The 22,408-nt window shown below is 60.4% G+C and carries 21 protein-coding genes; 17 read left to right on the top strand and 4 right to left on the bottom strand.

Annotation, left to right across the window (positions count from 1 at the left end):
* Window positions 1-3 precede the first annotated feature (3 nt).
* Window positions 4-1,098, bottom strand: coding sequence for an AI-2E family transporter (locus IMCC21224_RS12400; RefSeq protein ID WP_047995622.1), 1,095 nt, complete (start codon window positions 1,096-1,098; stop codon window positions 4-6).
* A 318-nt stretch (window positions 1,099-1,416) separates the two neighbouring features.
* On the opposite strand from IMCC21224_RS12400, the gene lipA reads away from it, so the two are divergent.
* The 13 genes from lipA (at window position 1,417) to IMCC21224_RS12340 (ending at window position 13,980) form a co-directional block, all read left to right on the top strand.
* A complete protein-coding gene (lipA, locus tag IMCC21224_RS12395; protein WP_047997092.1) occupies window positions 1,417-2,370 on the top strand; it encodes a lipoyl synthase in 954 nt (317 codons plus the stop codon).
* Window positions 2,371-2,667: 297 nt separating this feature from the next.
* Window positions 2,668-3,231 carry a ribosome recycling factor gene (frr, locus tag IMCC21224_RS12390; RefSeq protein WP_047995621.1) on the top strand — a complete coding sequence of 188 codons (564 nt, stop codon included), beginning with the start codon at window positions 2,668-2,670 and terminating at the stop codon, window positions 3,229-3,231.
* Between the two features lie 31 nt (window positions 3,232-3,262).
* Complete coding sequence (locus tag IMCC21224_RS12385) at window positions 3,263-3,988, top strand: isoprenyl transferase (RefSeq protein ID WP_047995620.1); 726 nt, start codon at window positions 3,263-3,265, stop codon at window positions 3,986-3,988.
* A 12-nt stretch (window positions 3,989-4,000) separates the two neighbouring features.
* Window positions 4,001-4,792 carry a phosphatidate cytidylyltransferase gene (locus tag IMCC21224_RS12380; RefSeq protein ID WP_047995619.1) on the top strand — a complete coding sequence of 264 codons (792 nt, stop codon included), beginning with the start codon at window positions 4,001-4,003 and terminating at the stop codon, window positions 4,790-4,792.
* A complete protein-coding gene (gene dxr, locus IMCC21224_RS12375; RefSeq protein WP_047995618.1) occupies window positions 4,789-5,955 on the top strand; it encodes a 1-deoxy-D-xylulose-5-phosphate reductoisomerase in 1,167 nt (388 codons plus the stop codon). The genes IMCC21224_RS12380 and dxr overlap by 4 nt, the downstream gene beginning before the upstream one ends.
* 11 nt (window positions 5,956-5,966) lie before the next feature.
* Window positions 5,967-7,310 (top strand): RIP metalloprotease RseP, encoded by a 1,344-nt coding sequence (gene rseP / locus IMCC21224_RS12370; RefSeq protein ID WP_047995617.1) that lies wholly within the window; start codon window positions 5,967-5,969, stop codon window positions 7,308-7,310.
* Between the two features lie 156 nt (window positions 7,311-7,466).
* Window positions 7,467-7,592 carry a hypothetical protein gene (locus IMCC21224_RS28845; RefSeq protein ID WP_255347992.1) on the top strand — a complete coding sequence of 42 codons (126 nt, stop codon included), beginning with the start codon at window positions 7,467-7,469 and terminating at the stop codon, window positions 7,590-7,592.
* Between the two features lie 125 nt (window positions 7,593-7,717).
* The gene (bamA, locus tag IMCC21224_RS12365; RefSeq protein WP_047997091.1) at window positions 7,718-10,060 is read left to right on the top strand and encodes an outer membrane protein assembly factor BamA; all 2,343 of its coding nucleotides are present in this window, start codon (window positions 7,718-7,720) and stop codon (window positions 10,058-10,060) included.
* Window positions 10,061-10,116: 56 nt separating this feature from the next.
* Window positions 10,117-10,680 (top strand): OmpH family outer membrane protein, encoded by a 564-nt coding sequence (locus IMCC21224_RS12360; RefSeq protein WP_231582072.1) that lies wholly within the window; start codon window positions 10,117-10,119, stop codon window positions 10,678-10,680.
* A 61-nt stretch (window positions 10,681-10,741) separates the two neighbouring features.
* Entirely contained in the window at window positions 10,742-11,203 is a 462-nt protein-coding gene (gene fabZ, locus IMCC21224_RS12355) for a 3-hydroxyacyl-ACP dehydratase FabZ (protein WP_047995615.1), read from the top strand.
* Window positions 11,200-11,985 (top strand): acyl-ACP--UDP-N-acetylglucosamine O-acyltransferase, encoded by a 786-nt coding sequence (gene lpxA / locus IMCC21224_RS12350; protein WP_047995614.1) that lies wholly within the window; start codon window positions 11,200-11,202, stop codon window positions 11,983-11,985. The genes fabZ and lpxA overlap by 4 nt, the downstream gene beginning before the upstream one ends.
* Window positions 11,986-11,989: 4 nt before the next feature.
* On the top strand, window positions 11,990-12,784 hold the full coding sequence (locus tag IMCC21224_RS12345; RefSeq protein WP_047997090.1) for an LpxI family protein: 795 nt from the start codon (window positions 11,990-11,992) through the stop codon (window positions 12,782-12,784).
* Window positions 12,784-13,980 carry a lipid-A-disaccharide synthase gene (locus IMCC21224_RS12340; RefSeq protein WP_047997089.1) on the top strand — a complete coding sequence of 399 codons (1,197 nt, stop codon included), beginning with the start codon at window positions 12,784-12,786 and terminating at the stop codon, window positions 13,978-13,980. The genes IMCC21224_RS12345 and IMCC21224_RS12340 overlap by 1 nt, the downstream gene beginning before the upstream one ends.
* A 47-nt stretch (window positions 13,981-14,027) precedes the next feature.
* Here the strand turns inward: IMCC21224_RS12340 and IMCC21224_RS12335 are convergent, their stop codons facing one another.
* Window positions 14,028-14,681, bottom strand: a complete 654-nt coding sequence (locus IMCC21224_RS12335; RefSeq protein ID WP_047995613.1) for an invasion associated locus B family protein — start codon at window positions 14,679-14,681, stop codon at window positions 14,028-14,030.
* A gap of 725 nt (window positions 14,682-15,406) precedes the next feature.
* On the opposite strand from IMCC21224_RS12335, the gene IMCC21224_RS12330 reads away from it, so the two are divergent.
* A complete protein-coding gene (locus IMCC21224_RS12330; protein ID WP_047995612.1) occupies window positions 15,407-16,972 on the top strand; it encodes a helicase HerA-like domain-containing protein in 1,566 nt (521 codons plus the stop codon).
* An 11-nt stretch (window positions 16,973-16,983) separates the two neighbouring features.
* On the opposite strand, the gene IMCC21224_RS12325 is transcribed toward IMCC21224_RS12330, so the two are convergent.
* Both IMCC21224_RS12325 and IMCC21224_RS12320 read right to left on the bottom strand, forming a co-directional pair.
* Window positions 16,984-17,775 carry an ABC transporter permease gene (locus tag IMCC21224_RS12325; protein WP_047995611.1) on the bottom strand — a complete coding sequence of 264 codons (792 nt, stop codon included), beginning with the start codon at window positions 17,773-17,775 and terminating at the stop codon, window positions 16,984-16,986.
* Window positions 17,772-18,506: an ABC transporter ATP-binding protein gene (locus tag IMCC21224_RS12320; RefSeq protein WP_047995610.1), complete on the bottom strand. Its 735-nt coding sequence runs from the start codon at window positions 18,504-18,506 to the stop codon at window positions 17,772-17,774. The genes IMCC21224_RS12325 and IMCC21224_RS12320 overlap by 4 nt, the downstream gene beginning before the upstream one ends.
* A gap of 297 nt (window positions 18,507-18,803) precedes the next feature.
* Here IMCC21224_RS12320 and IMCC21224_RS12315 point away from each other — a divergent pair, with 297 nt between their 5' ends.
* The 3 genes from IMCC21224_RS12315 to IMCC21224_RS12305 all read left to right on the top strand — a co-directional run bounded on the left by IMCC21224_RS12315 (window position 18,804) and on the right by IMCC21224_RS12305 (window position 22,325).
* Window positions 18,804-19,322, top strand: a complete 519-nt coding sequence (locus IMCC21224_RS12315; protein WP_047995609.1) for a CoxG family protein — start codon at window positions 18,804-18,806, stop codon at window positions 19,320-19,322.
* A gap of 65 nt (window positions 19,323-19,387) precedes the next feature.
* Window positions 19,388-19,873, top strand: coding sequence for a (2Fe-2S)-binding protein (locus IMCC21224_RS12310; RefSeq protein ID WP_047995608.1), 486 nt, complete (start codon window positions 19,388-19,390; stop codon window positions 19,871-19,873).
* 88 nt (window positions 19,874-19,961) lie between these two features.
* Window positions 19,962-22,325 carry a xanthine dehydrogenase family protein molybdopterin-binding subunit gene (locus IMCC21224_RS12305; protein WP_047995607.1) on the top strand — a complete coding sequence of 788 codons (2,364 nt, stop codon included), beginning with the start codon at window positions 19,962-19,964 and terminating at the stop codon, window positions 22,323-22,325.
* The last annotated feature ends 83 nt before the right edge of the window (window positions 22,326-22,408 follow it).

Below are 22,408 nucleotides of genomic sequence, written 5' to 3'. Positions count from 1 at the left end.
GGCTCAGGCTCTGCCGCCAGCCGGGTCGCTGGTCGGCCGATCGTCATCCTCGACCCCGCGATAAAGCAGGCTGTGCTTGTATTGGCTGACCGCAAAGCGTGCGATCACCCCAAGAGATGCCGCCACCGGCACCGCCACCAGCATCCCGACAAAGCCAAATAGCGCACCAAAGACCGACAACGCCAGCAACAGCCAGACCGGATGCAGCCCGATTGATCCGCCGACCAGCTTGGGTGTCAGTACGTTGCCCTCAAGCACCTGACCGATCACAAACACCGCCGCCACCAGTCCCAGCGACACCCAGTCGCCCCAGAACTGGAACACGCCCAACCCGATTGCCAGCACGCCGCCGACCAGCGCGCCGATATAGGGAATAAAGGTGATCAATCCGGCGATGAAACCCACTACCAGTCCGAATTGCAGCCCCACCAGCATCAGCGCCACGGCATAATAGGTGCCAAGGATCAGGCAGACCGTCCCCATGCCGCGCAGGAACGATGCCAGAGTATTGTCAATCTCGCGCGCCAGATGGCGGATCACCGGTGCATGGTCACGCGGCAGCAATTCGTCGATCCGCGATACCATATTGTCCCAGTCCAGCAGCAGATAGACTGCTACTACCGGCACGATGACAAAAAGCAGGATAATATTAAGGATCGACGCCGCCGAACTAAGCGCGGTCTCAAGCAGTTGACCGCCGCGGCTGCGGATCGTCTCTCCGACGCCGGCCAGCGATTGGCGCAGCACCGAATCCTCGACCATGACCGACGGGAACCTGTCACTCAGAAACGACAGCAATTCGCGCGCCAGACTGGGGGCCGTATTCACCAATTGCCCGGCCTGCTGGATCAGCGTCGGCACCACCAGCAGCGCCATGATGACAAAGATCAGCAATGCCCCCATTGTGATGATTGCCGTCGCGATGGCGCGAGAACATCCCAGCCGCTCCAGCCGGTCCGCCACCGGATCAAGGAAATATGCGATGGCGCCGCCCAGCACAAAAGGCAACAGCACGTTGCCCAGAAGCCAGAGCGTGACAACCAGCACCGTCAGCGCGATGCCCCAGTATTTTGCCTGTTCCCGTACCGGCAGTCCCATTTTCGCTCCCTGAATCTACCTGCTTTACATGGCCTGTTCCGCTTTGGCTTGCAAGGTTGCGGTCGCGGCAGGACGCCGGAAGGGGCGGCAATGTTCAGGGCTGAAAATAGCGACGCACACAGCAGGAGATAGGACGTTGACCGCATCATGATCTCGCTTGGATTGCAGGTCGCGGTTGATTTCTCTTGCACAACGATCTTTTCAGAACGACGCCCAGTGGGCGGGCGACGCATGGCGGATATGCGTCTCTGGCGCTCGTACTGGTTCCGACATATGCTAAGAAGCAGCAGGGAATTTTCCGTTGAGGGGGAGACAGATATGCGTGACCTCAAGATACCGCAGCAACGCCACCCCGAAAAGGCGCGGCGACCGGACAATGTCCAACCCAAGAAACCGGACTGGATTCGTGTCAGGGCACCGGGCGGGCAGGGCTATGTGGACACACGCAAGATCATGCGCGACAACAATCTTGTGACAGTTTGCGAAGAGGCTGGATGCCCCAACGTCGGTGAATGCTGGTCGCAAGGCCATGCCACGATGATGATTATGGGCGAAGTCTGTACCCGAGCCTGCACCTTTTGCAACATCGCCACCGGCAAACCGCCCGAGGCGCTGGACGTGTTCGAACCCGGTCGCGTTGCCGATGCCGTGTCAAAGCTGGGTCTCAATCATGTGGTGATCACTTCGGTAGACCGCGACGATATCGAGGATGGCGGGGCCGAGCATTTTGCCATGACCATTCGCGCTATCCGCAAAAAATCCCCTGGCACCACGATCGAAATTCTGACGCCGGACTTCATCCGTTGCGATCCAAAGGTCCTCGAACTGGTGGTCGAGGCGCGCCCTGATGTGTTCAACCACAACCTTGAAACCGTGCCGGGGCTATACCCCGAAGTGCGCCCCGGCGCGCGTTATTTCCATTCTCTGCGCCTGTTGCAGCGCGTCAAAGAGCTGGACCCGAGCATGTTCACCAAATCCGGTATCATGGTCGGATTGGGCGAAGAGCGTCAGGCTGTGTTGCAGGTGATGGAAGACATGCGCGCGGCGGATGTGGATTTCCTGACCATCGGGCAATATCTGCAACCAACGCCCAAACATCACGCAGTCGACCGTTTCGTGCATCCGGACGAATTTTCAGGGTACGAAAAATCGGCTCTGGGCAAGGGGTTCCTGATGGTCTCGGCGACGCCGCTCACGCGATCATCTTATCACGCAGGCGACGATTTCGCGCGACTGCGGGCCGCGCGCGAGGCAAAGCTGGCTACCGCTTAAGGGGGGGGGGCTTGACCAAGCCACCTGGCGCAAATGTGTACCATTGCGCGTCGCTCTGACGGCGCGCAGATAGAACTGTCACAGTAAATATATCATTCTCATGTCCGGGATGGTATTTTTCATCAGATCATTCTGAGATCCTGTCTCGACCACCTCACCTTCAGGCCGACTTTTCTCAAAGAAGAGTCGGGCGGTTTTGCGACGCCTCTCCGGGCGCGAAATGAACCCACGGTCTATACATGTCCCTTGTGGTGCACTAAACCCAAGCAAAACCGAAATGCCGGAGTGAATGAGCAGATGGCCGACGATTTTGAACTTGATACCGATGACCTGACCCGCCGAATGGATGGCGCTCTGACCAATCTACGGACAGAATTTGCGAGCTTGCGCACCGGGCGGGCTTCGGCCTCGATGCTGGAACCAGTGATGGTGGACGCCTATGGGTCCATGACTCCGATCAATCAGGTCGGGACGGTGAACGTACCGGAAAGCCGGATGGTCACGATTAACGTCTGGGACAAAGGGTTGGTGGGCAAGGTCGAAAAGGCGATCCGCAACAGTGGGCTTGGAATCAACCCGCAACTGAATGGCACCATCATTATGCTGCCGATCCCCGAGCTGAACGAAGAACGCCGCCGCGAGCTGACCAAGGTTGCCGCGCATTACGCTGAAAACGCACGTGTTTCGGTGCGCAACCTGCGGCGCGACGGCATGGACCAGATCAAGAAGGCCAAGGCAGATGGCTTGTCCGAGGATGATCAGAAATTCTGGGAATCCGAGGTGCAGGACCTGACTGATACATACATCGTCAAGGTCGATAAGGCATTGGAAACCAAACAAGAAGAGATCATGCAGGTCTGATCGCCGCTCTGATCCCGACAAGGAGACCGGAATGGTCAAACCGATCCGCGACGTTCCCGGCCCGAACCACGTTGCTGTCATTATGGATGGCAACGGTCGATGGGCCAAGATGCGGGGACGTCCGCGCCTGTTCGGGCACCATGCAGGTGCCCGGCGGATTCGCGAACTGGTCGAGGCCTGCCCGGATCTGGGTGTGCGCTATCTGACGATCTTTGCCTTTTCGACCGAGAACTGGAAGCGCACTCAGGTCGAGGTGGCGGGCCTGATGAGCCTGTTTCGCCGCTACATCGCCAAAGAAACCCGCGCTCTGCGCGAGGAGAACGTGCGCGTTCGCTTTATCGGGGACCGTGTGCGGCTGGATGCCAAGCTGATCAAGCTGATGGACGACATGGAAGAGATGACAGCAACTTGCGATGGGGTGAACCTGACGATTGCGCTGAACTATGGTGGTCGGGACGAGGTGGCGCGCGCCACACGGCGGCTGGCACAGGATGTGGCCGCGGGCAAACTAAACCCTGACAGCGTAAACGAAGAAACTTTGCCAAAGTATCTGGATACTTACGTTTTGCCGGATCCTGATCTGGTGATCCGCACCAGCGGTGAGGCGCGGATTTCGAACTTTCTGCTGTGGCAGTCGGCCTATGCCGAATACGAATTTATCGACACGCTCTGGCCGGATTTCTCGGCAGAAGAATTTGGTCGCCTGACCAGCGCTTATGGCGCACGTGATCGCCGCTATGGCGCGATCCGCGCCTGATCGGGGGAGGCAATGATCCTGTCTGGAAAATTCAACGATCTGCTGCCCAGAGTTATTTCTGGTGTTGTCATGGTTGCCGTGGGGATGCTTGGTGTCTGGCTGGGGGGGCTGTGGTTTCATCTGCTGATTGCGGCCTGCTCGGGCGTGATGGTGTGGGAACTGGTCAGCATGCTTGATGACCGGCGCAATCGTAGCGCGCTGGTATTGGCCGTGATTGCGGGTTCGGCGCTGATGCTGGCGATCGAGATGCCGATTTCCTTTGCGCTGCCGCTGCTGCTGGTGCCGTCGATGGCGGGGCTGGGCCGGATGGAGCAAGGCGGTGTGACCTATGCGGTCTACACCGCTGTGATCCTGTTGGCCGGATACGGCATGATGGCACTGCGCGACGATTTCGGACTGATCTGGATGTTTTGGTTGGTTATGGTCGTTGTTGTTACTGATATCGCAGGCTATTTCGCCGGTCGCATTCTAGGAGGGCCCAAGTTCTGGCCGCGCGTCAGCCCGAAAAAGACCTGGTCCGGTACTGTGGCTGGCTGGATTGGGGCGGCGGGCGTCGGTCTGGCATTTGCGGCTGCGACCAGTGCGGGTAGCGGGTTGATGGGCATCAGCATTGCCGTCGCGATGGCGAGTCAGATTGGCGATATTTCTGAAAGCGCGATCAAGCGGCGCAGCGGAGCCAAGGACAGCTCGCATTTGATACCGGGTCATGGCGGTCTGCTGGATCGTTTTGACGGGATGTTGGGGGCAGCGCTGTTCATCGTTATCGTCGGGCAGTTGGCCGGATTGCCCACGGCCGCACCATGAAACGTGTGTCCATCTTTGGCGCGACAGGATCTATTGGCCAGAACACGATTGATCTGATTGCCCGCGACCCTGGCGCGTATGATGTGGTAGCGTTGACTGGCTCGGGCAATATTGCACAGCTTGCGGCTGATGCGATCCGCCTGCGGGCGCAGGTCGCAGTTACGGCTCAGGACAGTTTGCTGAAAGATTTGCGTGATGCGCTTGCAAGCAGCGGGGTCGCGGCGGCTGCGGGTGAAACGGCGCTGAATGAGGCGGCCAGTCTACCGACGGACTGGGTGATGTCCGCCATTGTTGGCGCGGCTGGGCTGGAACCCGGTTTGCGGGCTTTGCAGCAGGGCGCGGATCTGGCGCTTGCGAACAAGGAAAGCCTTGTTTGTGCGGGGCCGCTGGTGATGGCAACGGCGCGGGCACATGGCGCCGCCGTGCTGCCGGTCGACAGCGAACATTCCGCAGTGTTTCAGGCACTTGTGGGCGAACGGATCGAGACGGTAGAGCGCGTCATTCTAACGGCCAGCGGTGGTGCGTTTCGGGATTGGCCACTTGAGCGGCTGCGCGGCGCCACCCCGGCGCAGGCCGCGACACATCCGAATTGGGATATGGGGCAACGGATCACCATAGATTCCGCCTCTATGTTCAACAAGGCACTGGAACTTATTGAAACAAAAGAGTTCTTTCAGATAGACCCGTTCCGGATCGAAGCAGTGGTGCATCCCGAATCGTTAGTCCATGCGCTGGTTGGTTTCTGCGACGGCGGCATGATGGCCCATATCGGCCCCAGCGACATGCGCCATGCCATCGGCTATGCATTGCATTATCCGGATCGGCGCAACCTTCCGGTAGAGCGGCTGGATCTGGTGCGCATCGGCGCGCTGACGTTTCGCGCCCCGGACGAGGAACGCTGGCCGGCGTTACGGTTGGCGCGCGACGTGATGCAGGCGGGGGGCCTTGCCGGTGCTGTCTTCAACGCCGCCAAGGAACGGGCGCTGGATCACTTTATCGACGGGCGCATCGGCTTTATGCAGATGGCCGAGGTGGTCGAGGCGACCCTGAACAGGGTTTCGGCCAGTCAGGGACACATTGATGCCGAGATTTCCCTTGATAACGTGCGCCATGCGGACCATCTGGGACGGATGACCGCTGACGAAATAATACGACAGACATAAGGGCAGAACACTTGGATATGACCACCCTGATCCCGCAGTTCGGCGGATTCATCTGGACCTTGCTTGCCTTTGTGGTGGCGCTTTCGGTGATCGTGGCGATCCATGAATATGGTCACTACATTGTTGGGCGCTGGTCGGGCATTGACGCGGATGTGTTTTCGCTAGGCTTTGGGCCGGTGCTGTTTTCGCGGGTGGACAAGCGCGGCACGCGCTGGCAGTTCGCGCTGCTGCCCTTTGGCGGATACGTGAAATTCAAGGGTGACGACAACGCCTCGGGTGGTAAGGACGCGGCGGCCATGTCGCGCCTGACCGAAACCGAGAGGCGGAGCACAATGAACGGCGCTCCGCTCTGGGCGCGGGCGGCGACAGTTGCGGCAGGCCCCGCCTTTAACTTTGCCATGTCGATTGTGCTGTTTTCCGGTATTTTCCTTGCGCGTGGGGTCGTCTCCGAGCCGCTGACAGTGGGCGAGTTGCGCCCGCTTCCGGTGGTGCAGGAATTGCAACCTGGCGATACGCTGGTCGCGATCGAGGGCGTGTCGCCACCGGCGTTTGACGATGCGGTCGCCTTTGACAGCTTCTTGCGCAATCTGCCGCGCCAGCCCGAACTGACCTATACCGTCCAGCGCGGTGATGCGCGTCGCGACGTGACCGGTCCATATGTCTTTCCGCCGCTGGTCAGCCAGGTGGTGCCACGTTCGGCCGCCAGCGATAGCGGGATGCAGGCAGATGACGTGATTCTGCGCATCAATGGCGCCGAGGTTTATGCCTTTGACCAACTGAAAGAGGCGGTCGAAGCCTCGGAAGGGGTGCCGCTCGCGCTTGAGGTGTGGCGTGATGGTGATGTGCTGGACATGACATTGGCGCCGCGCCGCACGGACGAGCCGCAGCCAGACAATTCGTTCCAGACCGTCTACCGGATCGGCGTGGCGGGCGGCATGTTCTTTGAACCGGCAACCACAACGCCCGGGGTCTGGGAAGCGGTCACCGCAGGTGTCGCCCGTACCTGGCAGATCGTTCAGGGATCGCTGTCGGGCCTGTGGCATATGGTGACGGGGGCGATCAGCACGTGCAACCTGTCTGGGCCGCTGGGTATCGCCGAAACGTCGGGTGCGATGGCCAGTGCGGGGACCACCAGCTTTATCACTTTCATTGCGGTGCTTAGCACGGCGGTGGGTATGCTGAACTTGTTTCCTGTGCCTGTTCTGGACGGTGGGCATTTGTGTTTTTTCGCCTACGAGGCCGTGCGCGGTCGGCCGCCTAGTGACCGCGCACTCAAGGTTCTGATGTCAATCGGCCTGACCCTGGTTCTGAGCCTGATGGTGTTTGCGCTGTCGAATGATATCTTCTGCCCGTAATCGGGGTGGGGCAGGCGCTGACTGTTCAGCGCCTGCAGGCTTTAGAATCAACTGTGATGGTCGCTGTTCAGGGCGGGGTTTACCGCAATAGCGCCCAAATCCGGCCACAATTGGCCCGTAAACATTCAGGCGTCAAAATAGGACCAGAGTGACGCCATGCAAACGATTCAGACCGGATACCGCAGCCTTAGCCTTTTGGTGAACCTGAACTGGGACCGCCTGCTATATGTCTGTACCATCATCTTCGCGCTGTTCTTTGGGGCCTTTATCGGCACCTTGTAAGGTTGTGGCGGATTCGCACCAGATATAGGGTTCGGCAATCAAAAAGACACGCTATAGGCTTTTGACAAGACCCTCCAATCTCGGTACTCACAACTTACGAGAGCTGAAAGATTGGAATGGGCGGCATGACCGACACGACTTTTGCAGGCGCAGCGCGCCGCACAGGCACAGGGCGCAGGTTGCGCCACGGCGCTTCGGTGTTTGTTCTTTCCATTTCAATGGGTTTGACCGCGCTGCCGCATATCGCCGGGGCGCAGGATTATAATTTCACCGACGTCACGATCGAAGGCAATCAGCGCATCGAGCCGGGAACCATCCTGAGCTATGCCGGAATCGGTCGGGGCCAAACGGTGTCTGCGGCACAATTGAATGACGCCTATCAGCGAATCTTTGCCTCGGGTCTGTTTGAGACGGTCGACATCGTGCCAGAGGGCAGCCGCCTTGTGATCAAGGTGGTTGAGTTCCCGACGATCAACACAATCAGCTTTGAAGGCAACAACCGGATCAAAGACGAGGATCTGACTCAGGTTGTTCAGAGCCAGTCGCGCAAGGTATTCAACCCCAGCCAGGCAGAAGCCGATGCCGCAATGATTACGCAGGCCTATGTTCAGGCCGGACGGATCGCAGCGCGGGTCCAGCCCAAGGTGATCCGGCGGTCCGACAACCGCGTCGACCTGGTGTTCGAGGTGTTTGAAGGTGGCGTGACCGAGGTTGAGCGTATCGCCTTTGTCGGCAATCAGGCCTATTCCGACCGGCGTCTGCGCCGCGTGTTGGAAACCAAACAGGCCGGCATTTTTCGCGCAGTGATCGGCAGCGACACCTTTATCGAGGATCGGCTGCAGTTCGACCAGCAGGTGTTGCAGGATTTCTATTCGTCGCGCGGCTATGTCGATTTCCGCATCACTGGTGTGAATGCCGAACTGGCGCAAGAGCGGAACGGATATTTTGTCAGTTTCAGCGTCGAAGAGGGGCAGCAGTTCGACTTTGGCGAGGTGACAGTTTCGTCTGACCTGTCAGAGGTGGATGTTGACGCGTTTCAGGACGCGCTGAAACTGCGCTCGGGTGTGGTTTATTCCCCCAATCAGGTCGACAATGAGATTGCGCGCCTGGAGCGGCTGGCAATCCGCAAGGGGCTAAGCTTTGTGCGGGTTGAACCGCGTGTGACCCGCAATGACCGTGATCTGACGCTGGATGTCGAATTCCTGCTGACCCGCGGCCCGCGCATCTTTGTCGAGCGTATTGATATTGAGGGCAACACCACGACACTGGACCGGGTCATCCGGCGACAGTTCAAGGTGGTTGAGGGCGACCCGTTTAACCCACGCGAGATTCGTGAAAGCGCAGAACGCATCCGCGCGCTTGGGTTCTTTTCCAATGCCGAGGTCGAGGCCCGCGAAGGATCCAGCCCGCAACAGGTCATTGTTGACGTGAATGTCGAAGAGCAGTCGACCGGCTCGCTCAGCTTTGGCGGGTCTTACTCCAGTTCCAGCGGCTTTGGCCTGGCAATCGAATTTCGCGAACGCAATTTCCTTGGTCGGGGGCAGGGGCTCAGCCTGGGGTTCAACACCGGCACCGACAACCGCAGCTATACGTTCACATTCTCCGAGCCAGCGGTTCTGGGGCGTGATCTGAAACTGGGTATCGGTCTCAGCTACGAAGAGACTGATCAGGATAACGCCGAATATGACACTGCGATCGGTCGTTTCAGCCCGTCTCTGACCTTTCCGCTGGCCGAAAATTCCGAATTGTCCGTGCGCTACAGCGCCAAATTTTCGGAAATCAGCAATCCCAGCAGCGATATTGGCGCGCTGGTGACAGCAGAGGCCGCGCTGGGGCAGGTCTGGGACAGTTCGGTCGGATATACCTACAGCTATGACACGCGGCGGACCGGGCTTGATCCCAATGCTGGGGTGCTGTTGGAATTCGGTCAGGATTTCGGCGGCCTGGGTGGTGACACGACCTTTATCAAGACAAACGTGCGTGCCGTGGCGCAAAAGCTGATCTGGAACGAAGAAGTGACGATCCGCGCCACGCTTGAGGCTGGCGCGCTGAACTACAGCCAGGGCAAAAGCCGCGTGACCGACCGTTTCTTTATGGGGACGTCGGTGATGCGCGGGTTTGAATATGGTGGCATCGGCCCGCGCGAATACGGTCCGGGCGATATTGATGACGCGCTTGGGGGCAACCTGTTTGCCGTCGCACGGTTCGAGGCGGAATTCCCGCTGGGTCTGCCAGAGGAATACGGCATCTCAGGAGGCGTGTTCTATGACGTCGGGTCGCTCTGGGGGCTGGATAATACCAACTCCAATGTCCTTTACGAAGATTTCTCGGCGCGGCACGTCATCGGTTTCTCGCTGTTTTGGGACACGGCAATCGGACCACTGCGGTTCAACTTTTCCGAGGCGTTGGTCAAGGAAAAGCACGACAAGCCGCAGAGCTTTGAATTGACCGTTTCGACCCAGTTCTGACGATGCTGGCGCGGTGCGCAGCCTTGTGTTTGCTGCTGCTGGGATTGACAGGTGGGATGCCCGCCGTCGCCCAGGAGGCGCTGTCGCGAGGGGTGGTCGAGGGGCGCGTGCAAAGTCCGATCCTGACCATTGAGCCGGATCGCCTATTCGCCGAAAGTGCGTTTGGCAAACGGATCGACCGTGAACTGGCGGCGGAACGTGCCGTGATCACCGCCGAAAATGACCGGATCGCCGCAGCGCTGGTGGCCGAGGAGCAATCGCTGACTGACCGTCGCGACCGTCTGGAACCCACGCGGTTTCGCGAACTGGCGGATGCGTTTGACGAAAAAGTGCAGCGGCTGCGCGGCGAACAGGACGAGCGGGCGCGCAGCCTTGGCACAAAACTGGAAGAGGCGCGGCGCGAATTCCTATCCACCGCGCAGCCGGTGATCGAGGCGATTATGCGTGAAACCGGCGCTGCTCTGATTGTCGAACGGCGGCTGGTGTTTATCAGCGCAGATGTGATTGACGTGACCGATGACGCCATTGCCCGGATCGACTCTGCCATCGGGGACGGAAGTGACCAGACACCCGACAGCCAGCAGCCGGGCACATCACCCGTACAGCCGGCTCAGCCCTGACGCGCTTGCCCCTGCGGGCCGGGATTGTTACGCAGAGCGCAAGACTTGCAAAGGAACTCGCATGACTGAGACACTTCAAAGCGCCGACATTCAGCTGATCCAGCGAATCCTGCCGCATCGCTATCCGTTCCTTCTGGTGGACCGCGTGATCGACATCGACGGTACGGCCTCGGCCACCGGGATCAAGAACGTATCGATGAACGAGCCGCACTTTCAGGGCCACTTCCCCGGGACTCCGATCATGCCCGGAGTCACCATTGTCGAGGCGATGGCTCAGACTTCGGCTGTGATGGTGGGGGTCGCGCTGGATCTGGCTGACAAGGAAATGCTGATATATTTCATGGCGATCGACAATTGCAAATTCCGCCGCAAAGTGGTGCCCGGCGACCAGCTGCGGATGCAGCTGACAACGCTGCGCGGCAAGGCGGGCGGCAAGGTCTGGCGCTTTAAAGGCGTCGCCACGGTTGAGGGTGAGATGGCCGCCGAGGCCGAGTTCACCGCCATGATGGACCTGCCGAAATGAGTATGGGCATCCATCCTAGCGCGGTGATCGAACCCGGAGCGGTGATCGGTGAGGGGTGCGAGGTTGGTCCGTTCTGCCACATCGGCCCCGAGGTCCGTCTGGGTGCGAATGTGACACTCAAAAGTCATGTGGTGGTGACGGGTGAAACATCAATTGGTGACGGCTGCACGATTTATTCCTTTGCCGTGATCGGTGAGGTGCCACAGGATCTTAAATTTCAGGGCGAAAAGACCCGGCTTGAGATTGGCGCGCGCAACCGCATCCGCGAGCATGTGACTATGCATGCGGGTACCGGCGCTGGTGGTGGACTGACCAAGGTGGGCGACGACGGGCTGTTCATGGCCGGGTGTCATGTGGCGCACGACGTACAGATCGGCAACCGCGTCATTCTGGTGAATTCCGTCGCGCTGGCCGGGCACTGCATCATCGAAGATGACGTGATCGTCGGCGGCCTTTCAGGGGTCCATCAATGGGTGCGGATTGGACGCGGTGCAATCATCGGCGCTGTCACAATGGTGACCAATGATGTGATCCCCTACGGCCTCGTGCAGGCGCCGCGCGGTGTGCTGGACGGGCTGAACCTTGTCGGGCTCAAGCGCAAGGGCGTCAGCCGTGCCGACATCACCGCCCTGCGCGCTGCGTTCCAGATGCTGGCACAGGGCGACGGGTCGTTTCAGGAACGTGCCCGACGGTTGGGCGACGAAACCCAGAGCGATTATGTGCGTGAAATCGTAGCCTTTATCATGGCCGACACCGACCGGCATTTCCTGACGCCGGGCTGAGGTGGTGCTGGCGCTGATCGCAGGGCGCGGCGCCTTGCCGGCCGCCGTGGCCGGGGCGCAGGACGTGCCGCCGCTGATCTGCGGGTTCGAGGGATTTGCTCCTGATCGACTGGTCGCGGATATCACCTTTCGGATCGAGACATTGGGCAGTCTGTTCGCCGAATTGCGCGCACGCGCGGTGACCCAAGTGTGCCTCTGCGGATCTATTCGCAGGCCCGAGATTGATCTGGCGCGGGTTGACAATCTGACCAAGCCATTGCTGCCGGTCCTATACACGGCGTTGCAGGCGGGCGACGACGGAGCGCTGCGCGCGGTCATTACGCTGTTTGAACATGCGGGGCTGGGGGTTCTGGCCGCGCATCAGGCTGCGCCGGATCTGCTGATGGCGGCGGGTGTGCCGTCGTTAACCTCTCTCTCGATCGAGTCAGAGATGGATGCGCTGGTTGGTGTCGCCGCGCTGAAGCAGATGGGGCGCGCCGATCTGGGGCAGGCCAGCGTGATTGTCGCAGGGCAGGTTGTGAAATCAGAGGATGATCGCGGCACTGATGCGATGCTGGGGGATCTGCCGGACGCAGATGGCGCACCGCGCGGGATTCTGTTCAAGGCGCCAAAGCCCGGTCAGGATCGCCGCGCCGATCTACCGACCATCGGCCCGGCTACGGTCGCTGCGGTTGCGCGGGCTGGGCTGGCGGGCATCGTGATCGAAGCGGGCGGCGTGATCGTGCTGGATCGCGCACGGGTGCTGCAGGATGTAGATGCCGCCGGGCTGTTCCTATGGTCACGCGGGGTGGCAGGCTGATGCGGGTCTTTGTTCTCGCGGGTGAGCCGTCGGGCGACAAGCTGGGTGCGGCGCTGATGCAGGGCTTGCGGAAGTGTGCGCCGGGCAACGTCGATTTCAGTGGCATCGGCGGGCCACGGATGATCGACGAGGGGCTTGATAGCCTTTTTCCGATTGACGAAATCTCGGTCATGGGAATTTCAGAGATCCTGTCGCAATATCGCGCGCTCAAACGTCGAATTCGGCAGACTGCCGATGCGGTGATTGCCGCACAGCCGGACGTGCTGATCACCATCGACCTGCCGGAATTTTGCCTGCGTGTCGCCCGGCTGGTCAAAGCCGCCAGCGATATCAGGGTTGTCCATTACGTGGCACCCACGGTGTGGGCCTGGCGTCCAGGGCGGGCGAAAAAGATGGCAGCGCATGTGGATCAGGTGCTGGCGCTTTTCCCGTTCGAGCCGCCGTATATGGAGGCCGCGGGGATGCGCTGCGACTTTGTCGGTCATCCTGTGGTGACTGATCCGCAAGCGAGCGCAGTGGATGTGGCGCAGTTCCGGCGGATGCATGGGCTGGGTGAGGCGCCGATGGTGTTGGTGTTGCCCGGGTCGCGCAGATCCGAGGTGACGCGGCTGGCGCCAGTCTTTGGCGCGGCGTTGGGGCGGGTGGCGCAGCAGCGGCCCGATCTGCGTTTCGTTCTGCCTGCGGCGGCGCCGGTGGCCGGATTGGTGCAGACGCTGGTGGCGGATTGGCCGGTTCAGCCGCTTGTACTCGATCCGCGTGAGGGGGGCGGCGGAGCAGGGGCCAAGGCGGCTGGCCTTCAGGAAAAACGCGCAGCCTTTGCCGCTGCTGATTTGGCATTGGCGGCGTCGGGCACCGTGTCGCTGGAACTGGCCGCGGCGGCAACGCCAATGGTTGTCGCCTATGACATGAACTGGCTGAGCCGTCAGATTATCGGGCGGCTGCTGAAGGTATCATCGGTGACGCTGGTCAATTTGGTGAGCGGGACGCAAGCGGTGCCGGAATTCATCGGCGAAAAATGTCGGCCTGAGCCGATCTCATACGCATTGCTGGATCTGCTGAGGGCACCTGATGCGCAGACACAGGCGATGGCGCTGACAATGGATCGACTGGGGCTTGGTGGACCGCCACCGGGCGAACGCGCAGCACGAGCGGTTCTGGCCGGACTGGCTGAGGCGCGGGCCGACCTGATGCAATAGGCGATTGCGGTCAGAGCCTGCGGTTCAGGTTCTGACCGAATACCGTCTCACTGCTTGAGCGAGGTGATCTGGTCGTAGGCGGCGGTAAAGCCCTTGAGTGACATGGTCACCAGCACCCGCTGATCGGGGGCAAGAGCCGGCACAATTGCGATCTTTGCTTCATTGCCGGCCTTGAATGCCGCGACCTCTTCGGCGGTAAACCCAACACGGGCAAAACAACCGACCTGTGTGCAGAACGAGAAGTCGTAGCGCTTGACCGGGCCGCTGTCGACGCCGATGCTCAGCTTCTGAGTCAGCAGGGTTTCAAGCGGCGCGACAAAGGTGCCACCTGCGGCGACCTGGCCACCGCCCTCGACCTTGAACAGGCTGACTTCGGCCACATTCGCGCCATTGGAATCCTTAAGCAGCTGGTACATCTGGCAGGGCTCGGGGCCTTCTTCGACGCGCAGGCATTGCAGATCCCAGTCGCCAGAGGTTTCTCTGACATAGGTGTTGTCCTCACGCGCAGGGGCGCCCGAAGCGGCGGTACCATCGGCAACTGCTTCGCCTGTGTCAAGCACTTGGGCGGCATCGCCTTGCGTGGTCTCGGCGGGTGCCTCGGATGTTTGTGCTTCGGGGGTCGGAGTTGCGTCTTGAGCCTGGGCGCTGGCCACTGAAAACGTGGTGGCAAGCAACGTGGAGACAAGGAAAGGTCTGATCATCAATAAGCTCCTTGAGCCGTCAGTTTTTGTCTGTCTGCCGATTAACACGGGCGTTGCGTAGTGTCAGGGGTAAAATATCGCGACGGCTGGGACATGCCGACAAAACCTGCTGAACGGGACTGCATCCAAGCTGCGCGTCGGGGTCAGTTTGGATACGCGGACCGGCGTCTAGGACTGCGATCCGACATGCTGCGGGACGTTGCTGATCAGGATCACGGCAAATCGCCGGAAACCCGGATTTTTCGACCCGTAAACGTTGAAAAAGGGGCCTTTCGACCCCTTTTCCCTTATCTCTCCCTGTCGGACCGGCCGACTATTATGCCGAGACGCTACGAGAGTTACCCACATCGGTCAACAGTGAATTTTGCGTGATTTCGTGGGAATTTTACTTCAGGTTCCGGAGGTTATTCACCCTAAGATTGAATGGGGGTTCTTGGTTTCACGACATGCGTTTGTTGGCGTCAAAATTCGCCGCATTTCGGTCGATCGGCCTGCATGAACACAAAAAACGCCGCACCCGGAGGTGCGGCCAGTCTGACAGGGAGGAAGTTGTCCAGGGCCAGATTGGACATGAGGCCCGGAACAGATTTCACTCTGGCGGCAAATGGTTAAGGTAGTATGTTCGGGGGTGGACGATGGAGTGGCCAGGCAATGCGCGCGATGACCGTGTGCCTTGCCCACGACCCCAAAAGTGTGGGCGCGCCGAACGTGTGAAGGGCAGAATGATGGATGACGGGATTTTTTTGGGTGGTGGTGGCCCGGAATACGGCGAACAACAATGGCTTGCCCTGAAATATGCCAACCGCCACGGGCTGGTGGCCGGGGCAACGGGCACCGGCAAGACGGTGACGCTGCAAATCCTCGCCGAAGGGTTTTCCGCCGCTGGGGTTCCGGTGTTCCTGTCGGATGTCAAAGGCGATCTTTCTGGCCTGGCTGTCGCCGGGTCCGAGGCGTTCAAACTGCACGGCGCGTTTCGCGAGCGGGCAGACACCATCGGATTTGACGGCTACGCCTATGCCGGATTTCCGGTGACGTTCTGGGATCTGTTTGGACAGCAGGGCCATCCGGTGCGCACCACGGTGGCCGAGATGGGGCCGCTGCTGATTGCGCGGTTGCTGGAATTGACCGAAGCGCAGGAAGGCGTGTTGAATATCGCGTTCCGCATGGCGGACGAAGAGGGGCTGCCGCTGCTTGATCTCAAGGACCTGCAGGCGTTGCTGGTCTGGGTCGGCGAGAACCGCAAAGATCTTTCGCTGCGCTACGGAAATATCTCGGTGCAGTCGGTGGGCGCGATTCAGCGGCGGTTGCTGGTGCTGGACACGCAGGGCGGCACGGCGTTCTTTGGTGAACCGGCGCTGGATCTGGCGGACCTGATGCGGGTTGGCGCGGATGGGCGCGGGCAGGTCAACATTCTTGCGGCGGACGCGTTGATGGGCGCCCCCCGGCTATACGCCACCGTCCTGCTGTGGCTGCTGTCCGAGCTGTTCGAGACACTGCCCGAGGTCGGCGATCCCGACAAACCCAAGCTGGTGTTCTTTTTCGACGAGGCACATCTGCTGTTTGACGGCGCACCCAAGGCGCTGGTGAACAAGGTTGAACAGGTGGCGCGGCTGATCCGTTCCAAGGGGGTTGGGGTCTATTTTGTCACCCAGAACCCTGACGACATTCCCGAGGATATTCTGGGCCAGCTTGGCAACCGGGTGCAGCACGCGCTGCGGGCCTTTACCGCGCGGGACAAAAAGGCGCTGCGGATGGCGGCGGAAACCTACCGACCCAATCCGTCCTTCGATACCGAAGTGGCAATTCGCGAAGTGGGCGTGGGCGAGGCTGTGACCTCGATGCTACAAAAGAAGGGGGTGCCGGGGATGGTTGAGAGGACGCTGATCCGGCCACCGTCATCACAGCTTGGTCCGTTGGGCGTGGCTGATCGCAAGGCGGTGATTGCCGGGTCTGATCTGGGTGCCAAATACGACGCGCCGGTCGATCGCGCTTCGGCCTATGAGATGCTGCGCGACCGGGCGGCCAAGGCGGCGGCCGAGGCTGAAGTGGCCGAACAACGCGCGGCGGATGCAGAGATGTCCGAGCGCGAGGCGGCACAGGAATATCGCCGTGCCCGGCGCTATGATCCGACGTCACGGTCGACGCGCAAAATCTCGACCCGCCGCAGTAGTCGGTCAGAGCCTGATACATTGGGCGAAGCGTTCGGGCGCGCGGTGATCAAGGAATTGGGCGGCACCACCGGGCGGCGGATCGTGCGCGGCATTCTGGGCGGGCTGTTCAAGGCGCGATAAGCGCGCGCGGCTCAGCCCTTGCGGCGCACCAGTCCGCGGGCGGGATCATAGCCCCAGAACGCCAGCGCCAGAAAGGCGAATGTGGCCAGCAAGGTCCACAGCAAGGCCACGCCGTTGAATTGTTGATAGAGCGCAAAGCGGATCAGTTCGACCGCATGGGTAAATGGGTTGGCGGCGCAGATGTCGCGCAGCAGGCTACTGCTTTCGGCCATTTTCCACAGTGGGTACAGCGCCGAGGACAAAAAGAACATCGGGAAGATCACAAAGTTCATCACGCCGGCAAAGTTTTCCAACTGTTTGATAAAGCTCGACAGCGCAAGGCCAAGCGCCCCAAGCATCAAGCCCGACACCATCAGCGCGGGCAGGGCGGTGACATACCCCCAGCCCGGCATGGTGATGTCAAACGCGGCGGCGATGGCAAGGAATGTATAGACCTGAACGATTGAAATGATCGTGCTGCCGATCAGCCGACACAGCAGCAGCCACCAGCGCGGCAGCGGCGCGGTCAGCAGCAGCCGCATCGACCCGGTCTCGCGGTCATAAACCAGGCTAAGCGAGGATTGCATGCCGTTAAACAACAGGATCATGCCACAGAGGCCGGGGATGATATAGGTCTCGTAGGTGATATAGGTTTGATAGGGCGGGATGATCGACAGGCCCAGTGCGGCGCGAAACCCGGCGGCAAACACCAGCAGCCAGACCAGCGGGCGGACCAGTGCGGCGACAAAGCGTTCGCGCTGATGCACAAAGCGCAGCGCCTCGCGTAGGACGATGGCAGTGAGAGCGGTCAGATAGCGGGTCATGCGGTCTCCCCCATCTGGCTGGCTGTCTTGGCGAGGAAAAAGTCCTTGAGCGGCTGGTCGCCTCGCAGCTGGGTACAGACCCCATCGGCCAGAATCCGGCCCTGATGCAGGATCACCAGTTGGTCGGTGTCGTAGACCTCATCGGTCAGGTGGGTGGCCCACAGCACCGTCAGACCCTGGTCCGCACACAGGCGATGTACGTGATCGGTGATTGACTGCCGGGCGGCAGCGTCCAGCCCCACAGTCGCTTCGTCCAGCAGCAAAACCGATGGGGCGTGAATCAGAGCGCGGGCAATCTCGGTGCGCCGTCGATGGCCTCCATTGAGGTTGCGCGCTTTTTCTGACGCACGGTCAAGGATCTGCAATCGGTCCAGCGCCGCGTCGATACGCAGGCGCGCAGGTTTGCCCGCCAACCCGTGCAGGGCGGCAAAATACATCAGGTTCTGGCGAATGGTCAGATCAAGGTCGAGGGTCGGCGACTGAAACACCACACCCAGTTTCCCCAGTGCCTGCCGCGGTGTCCGCGCCATATCAAGCCCCGCCAGGCGAATGTTGCCGTGTGGCGTGGTGAACAGCCGGGTGAGCAGTGAAAACAGCGTCGATTTGCCTGCGCCATTCGGACCCAGAAGAGCGGCAAACTGGCCTGGCGGGACGTCAAAGCTGACGTTTGACAGGGCCTGTTTGGCGCCGTAATTGTAGCTGACCGACTGAACGGAAAGGCCATTGCTCATATCTGGGGTCCGGTGTCAGGTCAGGGGCAGGTTTTGGATCGTGTCGGGTTTCCAGCAGCATAGCCACCCTGGCGAGACTGGCAAACTGGATATTGGTCGCAATCCGGCGGCAGAACGCGATGCGACTCCCCCTTGTTTCCACAGCGCAATCTGGCCTAGCTTGCGCGCAACCGCGGGACGCCCTGCGCGATCCCGGTTGAGACCGAGTCAAAGACAAACCGACAGCCTAGGCAATTGGTCTAATATGACCCTGCGGACAGACTGCCTAGGTTATGGCCAAGAGAGAGGACCAACCCCATGAAGATGAGCGATTCCCGAGAGATCAAGGCGGCCCCCGAAGTGGTCTGGGCCGCGATTCTGGACCCCGAAGTGTTGAAGGCCTGCGTGCCGGGCTGCACCGACATGAACGGCAATGCGAACGACGGTTTCGAAGCATCTGTGACGCAAAAGGTCGGCCCGGTGAAGGCGACCTTTAAGGGGCAGGTGACACTGTCGGACATGATCGAGCCGCAGTCGCTGACCCTGACCGGTGAGGGCAAGGGCGGCGCCGCAGGTTTTGCCAAAGGCGGCGCGCGGGTGACTATGGCCCCGTCCGAAGTGGGAACCACGCTGACCTACGAGGTCGACGCCAGCGTCGGCGGCAAGCTGGCGCAACTGGGCAGCCGGATCATCGACGGCTTTGCCAAAAAGATGGCGGACCAGTTCTTTCAGAATTTTCAGGAGGCCGTCGAAGGCCCCGCCGATCCCGAGGCTGCCACCGAAGGCGAAGCCACGGACGGCAAGAAAAAAGGCTGGTTCAAGCGCATGGTGTCCTGATGGCACATGACAGAACCGCAGACCGACACGAGATTGAGAACACGAAAGATAACGGGAGGAATTCAATGGCCAAGGTATCAATGACAGTGAACGGCAAGTCCGTCAGCCGCGAGGTTGAGGGGCGCACATTGCTGGTCGAATATCTGCGCGAAGGGCTGCGCCTGACTGGCACACACGTCGGCTGTGACACCAGCCAGTGCGGCGCGTGCTCGGTGCATGTGAACGGCAAGCTGGTCAAATCCTGCACCATGTTCGCATCCGAAGCCGAGGGCGCCAATGTCGCCACCATCGAAGGTGAGGCTGATGCAGACGGGACGCTGAACGTGTTGCAGCAGGCGTTCCAGGATCACCACGGGTTGCAGTGCGGGTTCTGTACACCGGGTATGATCATGTCGGCGGCATCGCTGCTGAAAGACAATCCCAAGCCGACCGAGGCCGAGGTGCGTCATCATCTTGAGGGCAATATCTGCCGCTGCACCGGCTACCACAACATCGTCAAGGCGATCATGGCTGCCAGCGGTCAGGATGTGGGCGCAATCGCCGCCGAATGAGTTGAACACGGGGTGGGGGGAAACCCCGCCTTACCCAGATATGTAGGGTGGGATTTAACCCCACCGTTCCCCAGGGAGGAGGACTGACATGCCGAAGGACAGTGGCATCGGTGCCAGCAGCAAGCGCCGTGAGGACGTGCGCTTTTTGACAGGCGCTGGCAATTATACCGACGATATCAACGTGAATGGCCAAGCCTACGTTTATTTCCTACGCTCGGATGTGGCGCATGGTCGGATCAACGGCATTGACTCGGCAGCGGCGGCAGCAATGCCCGGGGTTGTGCGGATCTTTACCGGTGCGGATTTCGAGGGCGTGGGCGGTCTGCCCTGCGGCTGGCAGGTCACCGACCGGCACGGCGTCGTGATGAAGGAACCGGCCCACCCGGTTCTGGCACAAGGCAAAGTGCGTCACGTCGGTGACCCGATTGCTGCGATTGTCGCGGATTCTTTGGCCGAAGCACGTGACGCGGCCGAAGCAATTGTGCTCGACATCGAGGAACTGCCCGCCGTCGTCAACATGAAGGATGCGCTGAAACCCGGCGCGACTCTGGTGCATGACGATCTGAGCGATAACCTGTGCTATGATTGGGGTTTCGTCGAAGAGAACAAGGCAGCCGTGAATGCTGCGTTTGAGACGGCAGCCCATGTGACCACTCTGGAACTGGTCAACAACCGGCTAGTCGCCAATCCGATGGAGCCGCGCGTGGCTGTCGGCGACTTTAGTCGTGGCACCGGTGACAGCACACTCTACACGACCAGCCAGAACCCGCATGTGATCCGGCTGCTGATGGGCGCATTTGTTCTGGGTATCCCAGAGCATAAGTTGCGCGTTGTCGCCCCCGATGTGGGCGGCGGTTTCGGCACCAAGATTTTCCATTATGCCGAAGAAGCATTCTGCACATTTGCTGCCAAGGCACTGAACCGCGCCGTCAAATGGACGTCGAGCCGGTCCGAGGCCTTCATGTCCGACTGCCATGGACGCGACCATGTGACCAAGATCGAACTGGCGCTGGATGCGGACAACAACTTTACCGCGTTGCGCACCGACACCTATGCCAACATGGGGGCCTATCTCAGCACGTTTGCGCCGTCGGTGCCGACATGGCTACATGGCACGCTGATGGCCGGCAACTACAAGACGCCGCTGATCTATGTGAACGTCAAGGCGGTGTTCACCAACACCGTGCCGGTGGACGCCTATCGCGGTGCCGGTCGGCCCGAGGCGACATTCCAGCTTGAGCGCGTCGTCGACAAGGCCGCGCGCGAACTGGGCGTCGATCCGATTGCGCTGCGGCGGCAGAACTTTATCACCGAATTTCCCTATGCCACACCGGTTGCGGTTGAATACGACACCGGTGATTATCCCGCGACGATGGACAAGCTCGAAGAGATTGCCGATCTGGCGGGATTTGCAGCGCGTCGCGAAGCGTCCAAGGCCAAAGGGATGCTGCGCGGCCTAGGCGTGAACTGTTATATTGAGGCTTGCGGCATCGCGCCATCGAACCTTGTCGGGCAGCTTGGCGCACGTGCAGGCCTGTACGAATCCGCCACTGTGCGGGTGAATGCGACCGGCGGTATCGTTGTTATGACCGGCAGCCACAGCCATGGTCAGGGGCACGAGACGTCGTTTCCGCAGGTGATTTCCGAGATGATCGGCATCCCCGAGGATATGATCGAAATCGTGCATGGCGACACCTCCAAGACGCCGATGGGCATGGGCACCTATGGATCGCGTTCTATCGCGGTCGGTGGTTCAGCCATGGTGCGCGCAGCGGAAAAGGTCATCAACAAGGCCAAGAAGATCGCGGCACATCTGATGGAGGCGGCCGATTCGGATATCGAACTGAAGGACGGCAAGTTCAGCGTCGCGGGTACTGACAAATCCGTGGCTTGGGGTGACGTGACACTGGCGGCCTATGTGCCGCATAACTACCCGCTCGAAGATATCGAACCGGGCCTTGAGGAGACGGCATTCTACGATCCGTCAAACTTTACCTATCCCAGCGGCGCCTATTGCTGCGAGGTTGAATTGGACCCGGAAACCGGCAAAGTCACGATCGAGCGGTTCTCGGCTGCGGATGATTTCGGCAATGTCATCAACCCGATGATCGTCAGCGGGCAGGTACATGGCGGGATCGCGCAAGGTGTCGGTCAGGCGCTGCTTGAAAATTGCGCCTATGACGAGAACGGCCAGTTGCTAAGCGCGTCCTACATGGATTACGCGATGCCCCGCGCCGATGATCTGCCGTTCTATTCGGTGGATCATTCCTGCGTCACCCCCTGCACGCACAATCCACTGGGCGTAAAGGGCTGTGGTGAGGCCGGGGCCATCGGATCGCCACCTGCGGTGATCAATGCGGTGGTGGACGCGATGCGATCTGGCGGGCATGATATCTATCATATGGATATGCCGGCGTCACCGTCGCGTGTCTGGGCGGCGATGAACGGCTGAGGGTATTTCCCTTTCCCTTACCCTCTTTCCTTTTTAGGGGAGAGGGGACAGGTTCCGGTTTGGGCCAGGGAAAAGGCAACAGG

This window comes from Puniceibacterium sp. IMCC21224 (assembly GCF_001038505.1).
Lineage (GTDB): Bacteria > Pseudomonadota > Alphaproteobacteria > Rhodobacterales > Rhodobacteraceae > Puniceibacterium.
The sequence above is the reverse complement of the archived record's forward strand: the minus strand, read 5'-3'. Positions and strand labels throughout refer to the sequence as shown.